At 71.3% G+C, this 13,975-nt stretch carries 13 protein-coding genes and 1 pseudogene; 10 read left to right on the forward strand and 4 right to left on the reverse strand.

What is annotated here, in order from left to right; all coding sequences use genetic code 11:
- The first annotated feature begins 13 nt into the window (after nt 1-13).
- The 3 genes from ABKW26_RS17225 to ABKW26_RS17235 are packed head-to-tail and all read left to right on the forward strand — an operon-like array spanning nt 14 to nt 4,662.
- Nucleotides 14-2,782, forward strand: coding sequence for a GNAT family N-acetyltransferase (locus ABKW26_RS17225; protein WP_348595248.1), 2,769 nt, complete (start codon nt 14-16; stop codon nt 2,780-2,782).
- Nucleotides 2,783-2,839: 57 nt separating this feature from the next.
- Nucleotides 2,840-3,478, forward strand: a complete 639-nt coding sequence (locus ABKW26_RS17230; protein ID WP_348595250.1) for a DUF5998 family protein — start codon at nt 2,840-2,842, stop codon at nt 3,476-3,478.
- A complete protein-coding gene (locus tag ABKW26_RS17235; protein WP_348595252.1) occupies nt 3,475-4,662 on the forward strand; it encodes a nucleotide pyrophosphatase/phosphodiesterase family protein in 1,188 nt (395 codons plus the stop codon). The genes ABKW26_RS17230 and ABKW26_RS17235 overlap by 4 nt, the downstream gene beginning before the upstream one ends.
- Before the next feature lie 18 nt (nt 4,663-4,680).
- On the opposite strand, the gene sepH is transcribed toward ABKW26_RS17235, so the two are convergent.
- Complete coding sequence (sepH, locus tag ABKW26_RS17240) at nt 4,681-5,976, reverse strand: septation protein SepH (protein WP_348595253.1); 1,296 nt, start codon at nt 5,974-5,976, stop codon at nt 4,681-4,683.
- 144 nt (nt 5,977-6,120) lie between these two features.
- Here sepH and ABKW26_RS17245 point away from each other — a divergent pair, with 144 nt between their 5' ends.
- Nucleotides 6,121-6,975 carry an inositol monophosphatase family protein gene (locus ABKW26_RS17245; protein ID WP_348595255.1) on the forward strand — a complete coding sequence of 285 codons (855 nt, stop codon included), beginning with the start codon at nt 6,121-6,123 and terminating at the stop codon, nt 6,973-6,975.
- Between the two features lie 235 nt (nt 6,976-7,210).
- Nucleotides 7,211-7,510 carry a DUF4193 domain-containing protein gene (locus ABKW26_RS17250; protein WP_348595256.1) on the forward strand — a complete coding sequence of 100 codons (300 nt, stop codon included), beginning with the start codon at nt 7,211-7,213 and terminating at the stop codon, nt 7,508-7,510.
- A 42-nt stretch (nt 7,511-7,552) separates the two neighbouring features.
- On the opposite strand, the gene ABKW26_RS17255 is transcribed toward ABKW26_RS17250, so the two are convergent.
- Nucleotides 7,553-8,050, reverse strand: a complete 498-nt coding sequence (locus ABKW26_RS17255; RefSeq protein ID WP_348595257.1) for a DUF3093 domain-containing protein — start codon at nt 8,048-8,050, stop codon at nt 7,553-7,555.
- Nucleotides 8,051-8,059: 9 nt separating this feature from the next.
- Here ABKW26_RS17255 and dut point away from each other — a divergent pair, with 9 nt between their 5' ends.
- The 4 genes and pseudogenes from dut to ABKW26_RS17275 all read left to right on the forward strand — a co-directional run.
- A complete protein-coding gene (dut, locus tag ABKW26_RS17260; protein ID WP_348595282.1) occupies nt 8,060-8,569 on the forward strand; it encodes a dUTP diphosphatase in 510 nt (169 codons plus the stop codon).
- 107 nt (nt 8,570-8,676) lie between these two features.
- Nucleotides 8,677-9,369: a DUF3710 domain-containing protein gene (locus ABKW26_RS17265; protein ID WP_348595259.1), complete on the forward strand. Its 693-nt coding sequence runs from the start codon at nt 8,677-8,679 to the stop codon at nt 9,367-9,369.
- On the forward strand, nt 9,369-9,737 hold the full coding sequence (locus ABKW26_RS17270; protein ID WP_348595261.1) for an OB-fold nucleic acid binding domain-containing protein: 369 nt from the start codon (nt 9,369-9,371) through the stop codon (nt 9,735-9,737). Before ABKW26_RS17265 ends, ABKW26_RS17270 begins: the two co-directional genes overlap by 1 nt.
- Nucleotides 9,738-9,895: 158 nt before the next feature.
- Nucleotides 9,896-10,441 (forward strand): annotated as a pseudogene (locus tag ABKW26_RS17275) (DUF3159 domain-containing protein); the annotation flags it as partial.
- On the opposite strand, the gene ABKW26_RS17280 reads toward ABKW26_RS17275, so the two are convergent.
- Both ABKW26_RS17280 and ABKW26_RS17285 read right to left on the reverse strand, forming a co-directional pair.
- On the reverse strand, nt 10,398-11,147 hold the full coding sequence (locus ABKW26_RS17280; RefSeq protein ID WP_348595262.1) for a TrkA family potassium uptake protein: 750 nt from the start codon (nt 11,145-11,147) through the stop codon (nt 10,398-10,400). The pseudogene ABKW26_RS17275 and the gene ABKW26_RS17280 sit on opposite strands and share 44 nt — an antisense overlap.
- Nucleotides 11,147-11,797 (reverse strand): TrkA family potassium uptake protein, encoded by a 651-nt coding sequence (locus tag ABKW26_RS17285; RefSeq protein ID WP_348595284.1) that lies wholly within the window; start codon nt 11,795-11,797, stop codon nt 11,147-11,149. Before ABKW26_RS17285 ends, ABKW26_RS17280 begins: the two co-directional genes overlap by 1 nt.
- A 139-nt stretch (nt 11,798-11,936) precedes the next feature.
- On the opposite strand from ABKW26_RS17285, the gene ABKW26_RS17290 reads away from it, so the two are divergent.
- Nucleotides 11,937-13,946 (forward strand): APC family permease, encoded by a 2,010-nt coding sequence (locus tag ABKW26_RS17290; protein ID WP_348595263.1) that lies wholly within the window; start codon nt 11,937-11,939, stop codon nt 13,944-13,946.
- Nucleotides 13,947-13,975 lie beyond the last annotated feature (29 nt).

Here is a 13,975-nt window from a genome sequence, read left to right on the forward strand (position 1 = left end):
TAGCCTGGGGGGTGTGAGCACGGAAGAGGACGTCAACGTGGACCCTGGTCCGGACGGGGAGGACCCCGCGGCCCCGCCGTACCCGGTGGAGTGGGAGGCGGACGTCGTCCTGCGCGACGGCAGCACGGCCCACGTGCGCCCCATCCGTCCTGAGGACCGCGACGCGTTGCAGCGCTTCCACAGGGGACAGTCCGAACGCTCGACCTACATGCGGTTCTTCGCGGCGATGGAGCAGCTCTCGCCGCGGGACCTCACCCGCTTCACCGTCCTCGACCACCGCGACCGGGTCGCGCTCGTCGGGGTGACGTCCACACCGGCCGGGCAGGAGGAGATCATCGGCGTCGCGCGCTTCGACCGGATCGGACCGGGCGAGGCGGAGGTCGCGTTCAACGTCAGCGACGCGTACCAGGGCCGAGGTGTCGGCTCGGTGCTGCTCGAGCACGTCGCCGCCGCGGCTCGCGAGGTCGGTGTCCAGCGGTTCACGGCCGAGGTCCTCCCGCAGAACGGGAAGATGCTCGCCGTGTTCCGCGAGGCGGGCTACGACATGACCCAGCACGTCGACGACGGCATCGTCACCGTGAGCGTGCACCTCGACCCCACGGACAGGTCGCGCCAGGTGATGGCCGACCGCGAGCACCGCGCCGAGGCGCGGAGCATGCACGGCCTGTTCTCCCCACGCTCGGTCGTCCTCGTCGCGTCCGTGCGCGGCTCTGCCGACGCGCACGAGACCCGCCTCGCGGTCCGCGCGCTCACCGGCGGTCTCGGAGTCACCGGGGGAGTCCCGCTCCACGTCGTCGGGCTCTCGGCCGTCGCGGTGCGTGACGCGCTCGACACCCACGGCACCCTCGACACCTTCGACCGCTTCGACACCCTCGACGAGGTCTCCGGGCCGATCGACCTCGCGGTGCTCACCGTGCGGGCGGAGGACTCGGTCGCGGCCGTCCGTGAGCTCTCCCGGCTCGGGGTGCGCGGCGTCGTCGTCCTCGGCTCCGGCTACGCCGAGACCGGCGACGACGGCCTGGCGCTGCAGCGCGAGCTCGTGCGGACCGCGCACGCCGCAGGGATGCGGATCGTCGGACCCGCGTCGTACGGGCTCTTCGCCGCCCGCACGGGCGCCACCTTCAACGCCTCGCTCGCTGACCGGCGTCCTCTCGCCGGTGTCGTCGGGCTCTTCTGCCAGTCCGCACCCATCGCCGTGACGATCCTCGCCACCGTCCGACGCCGCGGCCTCGGCCTCTCGTCCTTCCTCTCGGCAGGCAACCGCGCGGACGTGTCCGGCAACGACCTCATGCAGTTCTGGCACGACGACGAGTCCACGTCGGTCGTCGGTCTCTACCTCGAGTCGATCGGCAACCCCCGCAAGTTCTCGCGCATCGCTCGCCGGCTCGGCCTCGTCAAGCCCGTCGTCGTCGTGACCGCAGGACGCTCGGGCCACATCGTGCCGCCTGGGCACGCCGTGCGCACCACCCGGGCGCCGCGCCGCACCCTCGAGGAGATGTTCCGTCAGTCCGGGGTGATCCGCGCCGAGAACACCCACCAGATGATCGACATCGTCCAGCTCCTCGCCCACCAGCCGCTGCCCGCCGGTCGCCGGGTCGGGATCATCGCGAGCTCCGCGCCGCTCGCAGCGATCGTGGCCGAGGCGGCCGGTGCAGCGGGCATGATCGTCACGGGCGCCGCAGGCTTCGTCGCCGAGGATGCCGCCGACGACGAGATCGTCCGCGCGGTCGACGACGTCTACGCGGAGGGTGCCTGCGACGTCGTCGTCGCCGTCCACGTCCCTGTGCTCGGTGACCAGGACGGACGCTTCTCGCGCGCGGTGGCCCAGGCCGCCGCGAGGACGAGCCGACCGACCGTGGTCAGCGTCCTCGGGCTCCACGGGTTCGTCCCCGAGCTGAGCGTCGACGGCCCGGACGGGACGGTCGTCCACGTGCCCGCCTACTCCACGCCCGAGGATGCTGTCCTCGCGCTCGGCGCCGTCGTCACCTACGCCGCGTGGCGCTCGCAGGACCACGGGCGCGGGCTCGAGTACCCCGACATCGACGTGACGGGCGCGCGTGCGCTCGTCGAGCAGCACGGCGAGGGCGATCTCCCGACGGCGGCCGCACGCGACCTCTTGCGCTGCTACGGCATCGAGACCTGGCGAGCCGTCCCGGTCGCTGACGCCGACGCCGCCGTCGAGGCGGCGCACGAGCTGGGTTGGCCGGTCGCCCTCAAGAGCACGGCCGAGTCGTTGCGCCACCGTGCGGACCTCGGCGGGGTGCGGCTCGACATCGCCGACGAGCAGGAGCTGCGGACCGCGTTCGAGCAGATGCGCCTGTCGCTCGCAGAGCACCTTCCCGCGGCCGTGCGGGCGTCGGCCACACCGCTCGAGGTGCAGCGGATGGCGCCCGCCGGGGTGGCGTGCGTGGTGCGCTCGACCGAGGACGTCCTCTACGGCCCCGTCGTGTCCTTCGGTCTCTCCGGTGACGCCATCGACCTGCTCGGCGACGTCAGCTACGGAGTGCCGCCGCTGACGACCACCGATGTCGCGCAGATGGTCCGCTCCGTGCGCGCGGCCCCGCGTCTCTTCGGCTACAAGGGTCTGCCGGAGGCAGACGCCGCAGCCATCGAGGACCTCATCGGCAGGGTCTCGGAGATGGCGGACGACCTCCCCGAGGTTCGCTCGCTCGAGCTCTACCCGGTCGTCGTCGCCGAGCACGGCGCGGCCGTGCTCTCCGCACGGGTCACGCTCGGCGCGGCCAACCGCAAGGACGGTCTGCGTCGGACGCTCCCCGACTGAACCGGGTCGCGGCTGCCGGCGACAGGTGCGCGGTGCGCACCTGACTAGGATGGTGGGGTGCCCTCGCCCATCGTTGATCACCGTGCAGACCTTCGCCGCCAGCTGGACCGAGCCGGGTACTACCCCGAGCTCGTCGCCGACGTCATCGACGTGGCCCTCGCCGACGAGCCCGTCGAGGCGCACCTCGTCCACGTCGAGACGACCTTCGCGACGTCGGAGGTACGACGGCACGTGACGGTCCTCGTGCTCACAGCCTCTCGCCTGGTGCTCGCCCACGTCGACGACCACGCGGGGGAGGACGACACGGACGCAGACCCCGCCCACCCGCACGCGCACGCCCACGCGGGGTCGAGCGCCGCCGCCACGACCGAGGCCGTGCCGCTGTCCCAGGTGAAGTCCGTGGTCCTCACGCACATGGTCAACGCGCCGGAGAAGCACGCGGCCGGTGACCCCCCGGCCGAGCTGACGCTCGCCATCGGCTGGGGCGCCGTCTCGCGCATCGACCTGGAGCCTGCCCAGTGCGGAGACCCCCAGTGCGAGGGTGACCACGGGCTCACCGGCTCGATGGCCAACGACGACGTCCTCGTCCGGATCAGCGCCCAGGCCGAGGGCCAGGACGCCGTCCGTGCCGCAGTCTCTTTCGCACGCGCCTTGTCCGCGGCGACAGGGTACGGCGCGCGCGGCGGATCTCGGTGAGCTCGCCCGGCACGACCACCGGCGTGACCGACGAGCTCGCCCGGCACGGGTTCCTCGCCCCCGACTACACGGGACGGAGCCTCGCGGCGGTGCTTCCGGCCGCGGCTGGAGCGCTCGGCACACCTGACGAGAGCGGCGGTTTCGAGCGCTCACGCCGTCTGCTCGGGCTGGACACGGCCGAGCGCGTCTGCGTCGTCCTCGTCGACGGTCTCGGATACGAGAACCTGCGGGAACGCAGCGGCCACGCCCCGTTCCTGCGGTCGCTCCTGCGCGACGGGACCGACCTCACCTGCGGCTTCCCCTCGACGACGGCGGCCTCCATCGGGATCCTCGGGACCGGGACGTGCCCCGGACGCACCGGGATGCTCGGGTACACCGTCCGTGAGCCCAGCACCGGTGGCCTCGCCAACCTCGTCTCGTGGGAGGGGGCGGCGGAGCCCACCACGCTGCAGCGCGAGGAGACCGTCTTCGAGCGGATGAGCGCCGCAGGACGATCCGTGACGTCGGTGGGCCCGTCCCGCTTCGCGCAGTCCGGCATGACCCAGGCTGCCCTCCGAGGCGGCTTCCACCGCGGCGCCGAGTCGCTCGCCGACCGCGTGGACGTCACCGCCTACGAGCTCATGGCCCCGGGGCTCGTCTACCTGTACTGGGGGGACGTGGACAAGGTCGGGCACCATCACGGCTCGGAGTCACGGGCGTGGGGCGAGGAGCTGGAACGCACGGACCGCGAGCTCGCCCGGCTGGTCCGGCTCCTGCCGCGCGGCACGCAGGTCGTCGTCACCGCCGACCACGGGATGGTCGACGTGGACCTCACGCATCGGTGGGACGTCGCCGCGACGCAGGGCCTCGCGGAGGGTGTCAAGCTCGTGGCGGGAGAACCGCGGGCCGTCCACGTGTACGCGCGCAAGCGCGAGGGCGTCGCAGGGGTCGTGTCTCGCTGGCGTGACGTCCTCGGCGACGGAGCGCTCGTCGCCACGAAGGACGAGATCATCGAGGCAGGGCTCCTCGGGCCTGTGAGCGACCACGTCTACCCGTACATCGGCGACGTCGTGGTTGCGGTGACCGGTCGCGGCACGATCGTCGACTCGCGCACCCAGACCGCGCGGTCGCTCGATCTCGTCGGGGTGCACGGCTCGCTCACGCCGCGTGAGATGCGGGTGCCGCTCCTCACGGTCGGCGTGTGAGCGCCTGACCGGCCCGTGCTACTCGGGTTTCGCCCCGAAGACGATCTCGTCCCAGCTCGGCACCTTCGACCGGGCGCGGCGCGGTGCACGCCCCTTGACGGCCGCGCGGTCCTCGGGATCCGCGTGCTCGGACGACGCCTCGACGGCGTCCGAGGACCCCGGACCCGACGGTCGGGAACCTGATCCCCCAGAGACGGTGGGTGCCGAACCTGTCGACGGGGCGCTCGACGACCCGGCGGCGCGGCGCGGCGCGGGACGTGCGCCTTCGTCGAGCGCGACGGGTGGAGCATCGTGGTCCGTGCCGTGTGCGTCGTCGCGCTCGTCGGCACCGCCGGGCGCAGGCGAGGCCGAGGAGGGGACGGGGTAGACGCGGGCGGAGCGCAGGGAACCTGTGTCGAGCGGGTGCGCTCCGGGTGCGTCGCCCACGGGGCGTGGTCCGGGTCTGTCGAGGTCGAACGCGGCGGGCGGACCGAAACCCTCGAAGCCGTCGTCGTCATCGTCGTGGAGGTCGACCTGCTGGCGTACGCCGCGTCGGCCGCGCAGGTCGTCGAGCAACGACGAGGTCTCGTCGAGAGCGGTCTCCGCCAGCTCGTCTGGGGTCGGGCCGGTGGGCGAGGCACCCGGGTGCCTCGCGTCCACGGCGTCGAGGACGGGCCGGATGGACCCGTCCGCCTCGACGTCGAAGACCGTGCTGCGCACCGCAGCGAGGTGACGGCGGGGGATCGGCTCGTCGGCGATCTCCGTCTCGGAGAGCCACCGTGCCTCGTCCTCCAGTGCGTGGAGCGCGTGGGCGGAGTGGTCGAAGGTCCACCGGGCGAGCCGGTCCTGGCCACCCACCTCGAAGCCGACGGAGACGATCCAGCCGTGCCCGTCAGGGCGCGCGGCGTCCCATGCCAGATCGCTCGTGTCGACACCCCTCGCCGCCAGCCGGTCCGTCACGAGGTCACCGAGCGTGGGCGAGCTGCTGTCACGACCTACGCGGGTGGCGGCCGCCTGCTGGGCGATGAACTCGCGCTCTGCGAGGACAGGCCCCTCGTACCGGCGGACCTGCTCGACCGTGATCCCGGCGCTCGTCGCGATCTCTTCCGCCGTCATCCCGGCCCGGACCCTCGACTGGATCTCACGCGGGGGCAGGAAACCTGCCGACGTCGACCTCAGGTGCTCCAGCTGCGGACGGTCGCGGCGCACCGCGGCGCGCAGCGCGTCGGTGATCGGCAACCGGTACTGCGCGCCCCCGGGGCTCGCGAGCAGGAGATGCTCCCCGTCGTCGTGCAGGCCGACGAGCCGTAGCTCACCTGCGCTCAACTCAACCATTCGTCCTCCCATGGCACTGCCTCGACGACCAGCGTGCCACCTTTGTCGCCAACAGTGGCGGACGTGGGTCGGTGCGCCGTCGCATCCATGAGGCACCGGCTCGTCCCGACCGGCCGGCGGGCGTGCGTCGGGCAGGATGGAGGCATGAACTCTGCGCAGACAGTGCCGACCGACCTTCCCGACGCACAGCTCCTCGCGGCGCTGCGCTCCCTCGCCGAGCGCGTGGCCCGCGCCGCCGGCGATCTCGTCCGCGAGGGGCGACCCGACCGGGTGGAGGTCGCGTCCACCAAGTCGTCGCCGGTCGACGTGGTCACCCAGATGGACGCCGACTCCGAGGCGCTGCTGCGTCGCCTCATCCTCGCCGAGCGTCCGGACGACGCCATCCTCGGGGAAGAGGAGGGGCACGTCGCCGGTGCCAGCGGTCTCACGTGGGTGATCGACCCGATCGACGGTACGGTCAACTACCTCTACGGCATCCCCGCGTACGCGATCTCGGTGGCCGTGGTCGCGGGGACGCCCGACCCTGAGCACTGGGTACCGCTCGCCGGCTGCGTCCTCCACGTGGTCGACGGCCGGACGTGGACGGCCTCACGGGGCGGGGGAGCGACCCTCGACGGTCGCTCGCTGCGCGTCAACGACGCGAAGCCGCTCGCGCAGTGCCTCGTCGGGACCGGTTTCGGGTATGCCAGCGAGCGGCGTGCGGCCCAGGCGCTCGTCCTCACGCACGTGCTGCCCCAGGTCCGTGACATCCGTCGCATCGGATCCGCCGCGATCGACCTGTGCATGGTCGCCGACGGCAGCCTCGACCTCGTCTACGAGCGGGGCCTCAACCCGTGGGACATGGCTGCCGGCGGACTTGTCGTCACGGAGGCCGGCGGCGCGCTGACGGGGCTCCGTGGGCGCCCCGCGACCCCGGACATGACGGTCGCCGGAGCGCCCTCCTCGGCGGCCGAGCTCGCGGCTGTGCTCGCAGGTCTGGATGCCGACAGCGGCGCGTGACGGTGGACCTCCGCACGACGCTCGTGGGGACCTGACCACCGTGTTTATCACCCGGTGACAGATGTCACCCGGAGCCGGGTGTGCGGGGGGCCGATAAATGGTGCACAATCCCATCGCGACGTGGGAACAATCGGCGTCGTTCGAGCATTGACTGCGTACACGTCGCAACCGACGTCACACCACCGGGCCTCCAGCCGGTGGACCACTACATCTGCAACGGAGTGTGAGCCCCCACATGGCAACCGACTACGACGCCCCGCGCAAGACCGAGGAGGACCTCAGCGAGGACTCCCTCGAAGAGCTCAAGGCGCGTCGGTCCGACAAGAGTTCCGGGGTCGTGGACGAGGACGAGACCGAGGCTGCAGAGGGGTTCGAGCTTCCGGGCGCGGACCTGTCGGGCGAAGAGCTCTCGGTCCGCGTGCTCCCGCGCCAGGCTGACGAGTTCACCTGCGCGAGCTGCTTCCTCGTCCACCACCGCAGCCAGCTGGCCAGCGAGAAGAACGGCCGCCAGATCTGCTCGGAGTGCGCAGCCTGACCTGGCACCACGACGCGCCCTCGCGGCTGCGTCCGCGCGCGATCAGTCGCGCGCGGAGAGCGCAGCCGCCAGGTCGACGGCCCGCCTGCTGGACACGATCCAGTACGGCGTGCCGTCCGCAGGGTCCACCACCTCGACCCTGACGGCACCACCGGTCCACGTGCGCAGGCACGCGAAGGCCTGCGGGTCCCACGTCGGCCCCATCTGCTCCCGGACACCGTCCCGGTCGAGCACCCTGACCTCTCCGAGGAACCGCAGCGGGATGTGCGCCGCACCGGCGTGCAGCTCCCCGCCCACGATCTCGACCACCGGCGACGTGACCCACGCGAGGACCGCGCCGAGCACGAGCAGCGCTGCACCGACGAGCACGCCCACGGTCGGCGTGACGACGCTCAGGGCGACCCCGAAGACCCCTGCGAAGGCCAGCACCCCGACCCACCCCCCGATGCCCGGGACAAGACGTTCCCGGAAGGCAGTCCGCGCGCCCCGGTCGTCGTGCGGTCCGGAGGCAGGGGCGGGCGGGGAGAGGTCGTCGGTCATGTGTCCATGATGCCAGGCACCCGCGGGCGGCTAGAGTCTCCTAGCGTGACCCAGCACCCTCCCGAAGTCCTCATCACCCGGCTCGACCCCGAGGTCCCGCTCCCCGCGTACGCCCACCCGGGAGACGCCGGCGCAGACCTCGTGACGACGGTCGACGTCGAGCTCGCACCCTTCGAGCGGCGGACCGTCCCCACAGGTGTCGCGATCGCCCTGCCGGACGGCTTTGCGGCCTTCGTCCACCCCCGCTCGGGCCTCGCCGCCCGCCACGGACTGACGATCGTCAATGCGCCCGGCACCGTGGACGCGGGCTACCGCGGCGAGATCAGCGTGACCCTGTACAACTCCGACCCCCGCGAGACGGTCGTGCTCTCACGGGGCGACCGGATCGCCCAGCTCATCATCCAGGAGGTCGCGCGAGCCCGGTTCGTCGAGGCCGAGCGGCTTCCCGGCTCCGCACGGGGCGAGGGCGGGTTCGGGTCGAGCGGCGGATGGTCCGGTTCGCCCGGAGCGCAGAAGTAGGTCACGCCCACAGATCGGCCTAGTGTTGTCATGAGACGAACACGAAGCGTCTACTGTGGTCCCGCTCGGCGGACCACGCCCGGCGCACACTTGAAGGAGACAAACCGGTGGCTCTGTTTCGACGCAGTCCCAAGGCAGCGGCTGCAGACGCGCCCGATGCGTCCACGGACGCCGTCGAGGCTCCCCGAGCCGATCATGAGGGCCCCTGGGACGTCTCGGAGGTGCCCGAGCGCGGCGCGCGGATCGACCTCGGCTCGCTCTGGGTGCCCGGCGTCCAGGGCATGGAGGTGCGCATGGAGGTCGACCAGAAGACCCAGCGCGTGACGGGTGTCGGCATCGCTCTCAACGGATCCGCCCTCCAGATCCAGGCGTTCGCCGCGCCCCGCCGCGAGGGCATCTGGGACGAGATCCGTGGGGAGATCGCCGAGTCGGTCGTCAAGCAGGGCGGATCGGTGGACGACGTCCCGGGGACCTTCGGTCGCGAGCTGCTCGCACGGCTCCCCGCTCGCACCGCAGACGGCCGCACCGGGCATCGCCCGGCACGCTTCATCGGTCACGACGGGCCGCGGTGGTTCCTGCGTGGTGTCGTCAGCGGCAAGGCAGCGATCGACGTCGATGCCGCGAAGGAGCTCGAGGCGGTGTTCGGTGGCACGGTGGTCCTGCGCGGAGACGACGCACGGCCACCGCGCGACCTCCTCGCGCTCACCCTCCCGGGCGGGGCCGCGCCGACCGAGGAGAACGCCGTCGAGCCGACGCTCGACCCGTTGACCCGCGGACCGGAGATCACGGAGATCCACTGATGAGCATCAAGACCGCCATGCACAGCATCCTCGCGTCCCAGGAGGAGATCGCCGCCGACGAAGAGCGCACCGACTCTTCCGCCCAGGCAGGCTGCACCGCCGTCGCGAAGGCCGGCAACCGGGAACGCGTCGTCATCTCAGGTGTCGTCCGCTCCGTCATCCTCCGCCCGCGTCAGGGAGTCCCTGCGCTCGAGGCCGAGCTCTACGACGGCTCTGCGAGCGTCGACCTCGTCTGGCTCGGCCGCCGTCAGATCGCCGGGATCGAGCCGGGCCGACGCGTGCGCGTCGAAGGCCTCGTCTGCCAGATGGGCGGGCGACCGATGATCTACAACCCGCGGTACGAGCTCCGCGCTCGGCCGGGAGAGTGAGCCACCCGATGGAGCCGTCCGAGGTGACCGAGGACGTCTCGACCGCCGAGATCCGTCCCGCTGCAGAGCCCGCTCCCGCGAAAGGCCTGCGTGCCCTCACCGAGGACGAGTTCTCGGTCCTCGGTTCCGTCGGCGGCGTCCGGGGCGTCGTCGAGGCGATGGCCCCGGGCCTCGTCTTCGTCGTGGTCTACGTCGCCACGCGGGAGCTCGGACCGGCTCTCGTCTCGTCGATGTCGGTCGCCGTCCTCGCCGTGGTCGCCAGGCTCCTCCAGCGCACCCCGCTCACGCAGGCGCTCGGCGGGCTTCTCGGGGTGGCAGTGGGGGTCTTCTGGGCGTGGAGGTCGGGCGACGCGAGCGACTACTTCGTCGTGGGCCTCTGGACGAACGTCGCCTATCTCGCGGTGCTGCTCCTGACGACCCTCCTGCGCTGGCCGGTCGTCGGCCTGGTCGTCGAGGGGCTCCGCGCCGGGTTCGGCAGCCCGCCGGCGGCGACACGTCGGGGTACCGCCGACGAGGCGACCGAGGACGAGACCACGGCCGCACCCGTGTGGTCGACGGCGTGGCGCCGCGACCCGGGCCTCATGCGCCGCTACATGCTCGCGACGTGGTTGTGGGTGGGACTGTTCGCCGTCCGTCTCGCGGTCCAGGTCCCGCTCTACGTCACTGACCAGGTGGGGTGGCTGGGGACGGCTCGTCTGGTGATGGGGATTCCGCTGTGGGGTCTGGTCCTGTGGGCGACGTGGGTCCTGGTGCGCCGACCAGCATCGCCTGCAGCTCCGGTTCGGACGCATCCGGCCCTGTGACGATGAGCAGCTCGTCGCCGACCTCGAGGGTGTCGTCGGCGCTCGGTGCGATCGGCAGCGTGCCGCGGACGATCGCGGCGAGGACGGTGTCCGTCGGCCAGACGATCTGACCGACGCGCCGCCCTGTGAGGGGGGAGTAGTCGGGAAGGGTGATCTCGAGGATCCCCGCGCCGGACTGGTGGAAGGTGAAGATCTTCACGAGGTCGCCGATCGAGACGGCCTCCTCGACCATCGCCGTCATGATCCGGGGCGTCGAAACAGCGACGTCGACGCCCCACGACTCGTCGAACATCCACTCGTTCTTCGGGTTGTTCACGCGGGCGACCGTGCGCGGGACGCCGAACTCCGTCTTGGCCAGGAGCGAGATGACGAGGTTCGCCTTGTCGTCACCGGTGGCGGCCACGATGACATCGCACTCGTCGACCTTCGCCTCCGTGAGCGTCGGGAGCTCGCACGCGTCGGCGAGCAGCCACTCGGCGTCAGGGACCTGGGCGATGCGCATGGCCGTCGGCTGACGGTCGACGAGGGTGACGTCGTGGTCGTTCGCGAGCAGCTCGCGGGCGATCGACCGGCCGACGGAGCCGGCTCCGGCGATGACGACGCGCATCAGCTCTCCACCTTCGGTGCGTGGGTGAGGACCCGTTCCATGGTCGCCGCCTCGTCGGTGTGCACGAGAACGTGCAGGATGTCGTTCTCCTGGAGGATCGTGTCCGGTCCGACGATGACGCCGTCGCCGTAGCGTGTGACGAAGGCGCTCTTCACACCGCTCGCCTCGTCGATCGTGCGGATCGAGCGGCCGAACCACCCTGCGTGGACGTCGACCTGGCAGAGCCGGATCTGCCCCGAGGGGTCGCGGTACTCGTCGGTCGCACCCATCGGCAGCATGCGGCGCAGGACCTGGTCCGCGGTCCACCGCACCGTGGCGACCGTCGAGATGCCGAGACGTTGGTAGATCTCGGCCCGACGAGGGTCGTAGATCCGGGCGACGACGTTCTCCACACCGAACGTCTCACGGACGACCCGGGCGGCGACGATGTTCGAGTTGTCGCCGTCGGAGACCGCGGCGAACGCGTACGTGTCCTCGATCCCGGCGTGCCCGAGGGTGTCGCGGTCGAAGCCGAGACCGGTGACCTTCTTCCCGCCGAAGTCGGGTGGGAGACGACGGAACGCGTCGGCGTTCTGGTCGATGATCGCCACCGAGTGGCCGTAGTTCTCGAGCGACTGGGCGAGCGTCGCTCCGACCCGCCCGCATCCCATGATGACGAAGTGCACAGTCGGGAACGCTATACCAGGTTCGTCGTCAGGTATATCCGACAGGTCCCTGGGCGCGGCACGTCGAGAAGTCCCCCGGCGGTAGCGGGTCAGAAGTGCGCAAGTAGGCCTAGCATTGCTCAACGTGCCGGAAATCGTCGATGCCACCAAGCGACTGCTGCTCGGACGTCCGGTCCGCAGCGATCGCCTGGGACACACCCTCCTGCCGAAGCGGATCGCACTGCCGGTCTTCGCCTCGGATGCCCTGTCGTCCGTGGCGTACGCCCCGGACGAGATCCTCCTGACCCTTGCGGTCGCGGGGTTCACCGCGACCGCCATCTCACCGTGGGTCGGGCTCGTGGTCGTCGTCGTGCTCCTCACGGTGGTCGCGTCCTACCGGCAGAACGTCCACGCGTACCCGTCGGGCGGCGGTGACTACGAGGTCGCGACGAAGAACCTTGGCCCGAGCGCGGGCGTCGGCGTCGCGAGCGCGCTCATGGTCGACTACGTGCTGACGGTCGCGGTGTCGATCTCCTCCGGTGCCCAGTACGCGGCGAGCGCCTTCCCGGCGCTGCGCGGCCACGAGGCCTTCTTCGCCATCGGCCTCGTCATGATGCTCGCGCTCGCCAACCTGCGCGGCGTCAAGGAGTCAGGACGGCTCTTCGCCATCCCCGTGTACCTCTTCATGTTCGCGATCGGGATCATGGCGGTGGTCGGCTTCTTCCGGTACTTCGCGGGGAACCTGCCGATGTCGGAGAGCGCAGGCTTCGACCTGGTCGCCCAACCAGGTTTTGACGAAGGCCTCACGGGGATCGCCGGTGCTTTCCTCATCGCCCGCGCGTTCGCCTCCGGATGTGCCGCGCTGACGGGCGTCGAGGCGATCAGCAACGGTGTGCCGGCCTTCCAGAAGCCGAAGTCGCGCAACGCAGCGACGACCCTCGCGATGCTCGGCCTCATCTCGGCGGCCATGATCCTCACCATCCTGTTCCTCGCGCGCGTCACGCAGGTGCACTACGCCGAGTTCCCGCACGAGCAGCTGACGGATGGCGGTGTCGCGCTCCCGGTGGACTACGTGCAGCACCCGGTGATCGGCCAGCTCGCCGACGCGATCTTCCGCGGCTTCCCGCCGGCGTTCTACGCGGTGTCGGTCGTGACGGGCATCATCCTCATCCTCGCGGCGAACACGGCCTTCAACGGCTTCCCGGTGCTGGGGTCGATCCTCGCCAAGGACGGCTACCTGCCTCGCCAGCTGCACACGCGCGGAGACCGCCTCGCGTTCTCGAACGGCATCCTCACGCTGGCCGCCGGTGCGATCATCCTCATCTGGGCTTTCGACGCGCAGGTGACTCGGCTCATCCAGCTGTACATCGTGGGCGTGTTCGTGTCGTTCACCCTGTCGCAGCTCGGCATGGTGCGGCACTGGACGGAGCGCCTGCGGACGGAGACGGACCCGGCCGTGCGTCGCAAGATGGTGCGCTCGCGCGTCGTCAACGGCTTCGGCCTCGCGATGACCGGGACGGTCCTCGTCATCGTCCTCGTGACGAAGTTCACCCACGGTGCGTGGATCGCGATCCTCGCGATGGCCGTGGTCTTCGCACTCATGAAGGCCATCCGGAAGCACTACGACACGGTGTCGCGGGAGCTCGAGCTCAGCGACGACCCGGGCGCGGACCGGGCCCTGCCCAGCCGCGTCCACGCCATCGTCCTCGTCTCCAAGCTCCACAAGCCGACGCTCCGTGCGGTCGCGTACGCCCGTGCGTCCCGACCGAGCACGATCGAGGCCGTGACGGTCGGCGTCGACCCGGAGGACGTGGCCAGCCTCACCGCGCGCTGGGAGAAGCTCGACCTGCCGGTCCCGCTGCGGATCCTCGACTCGCCCTTCCGGGAGATCACGCGGCCGATCCTCGGCTACGTCCGCTCGATCCGGCGCGAGAGCCCGCGCGACCTCGTCGTCGTGTACATCCCCGAGTACGTGGTGGGCCACTGGTGGGAGCAGCTCCTGCACAACCAGAGCGCCCTGCGCCTCAAGGGAAGGCTGCTCTTCACGCCCGGTGTCGTCGTGGCGTCGGTGCCGTGGCAGCTGGCGTCCACAGCCGGGCAGACCGGTCTGGAAGGGACGGCCTACGTCGCGAAGCAGCTCCCGCGCGGCTACTGAGCGGCCGCCGTGCGACGGTGGTCGCCATC

The sequence above is a fragment of the Sanguibacter sp. 25GB23B1 genome (assembly GCF_040012415.1).
In the GTDB taxonomy this organism is placed as follows: Bacteria; Actinomycetota; Actinomycetes; order Actinomycetales; family Cellulomonadaceae; genus Sanguibacter.

Coding starts and splice junctions, on each gene's coding strand:
- dut (WP_348595282.1), top strand. CDS start 8,060: ATGCCAGGCACCCGCGGGCGGCTAGAGTCTCCTAGCGTGACCCAGCAC.
- ABKW26_RS17245 (WP_348595255.1), top strand. CDS start 6,121: ATGAACTCTGCGCAGACAGTGCCGACCGACCTTCCCGACGCACAGCTC.
- ABKW26_RS17255 (WP_348595257.1), bottom strand. CDS start 8,050: ATGACCGACGACCTCTCCCCGCCCGCCCCTGCCTCCGGACCGCACGAC.
- sepH (WP_348595253.1), bottom strand. CDS start 5,976: ATGGTTGAGTTGAGCGCAGGTGAGCTACGGCTCGTCGGCCTGCACGAC.
- ABKW26_RS17285 (WP_348595284.1), bottom strand. CDS start 11,797: ATGGGATGCGGGCGGGTCGGAGCGACGCTCGCCCAGTCGCTCGAGAAC.
- ABKW26_RS17250 (WP_348595256.1), top strand. CDS start 7,211: ATGGCAACCGACTACGACGCCCCGCGCAAGACCGAGGAGGACCTCAGC.
- ABKW26_RS17280 (WP_348595262.1), bottom strand. CDS start 11,147: ATGCGCGTCGTCATCGCCGGAGCCGGCTCCGTCGGCCGGTCGATCGCC.
- ABKW26_RS17270 (WP_348595261.1), top strand. CDS start 9,369: ATGAGCATCAAGACCGCCATGCACAGCATCCTCGCGTCCCAGGAGGAG.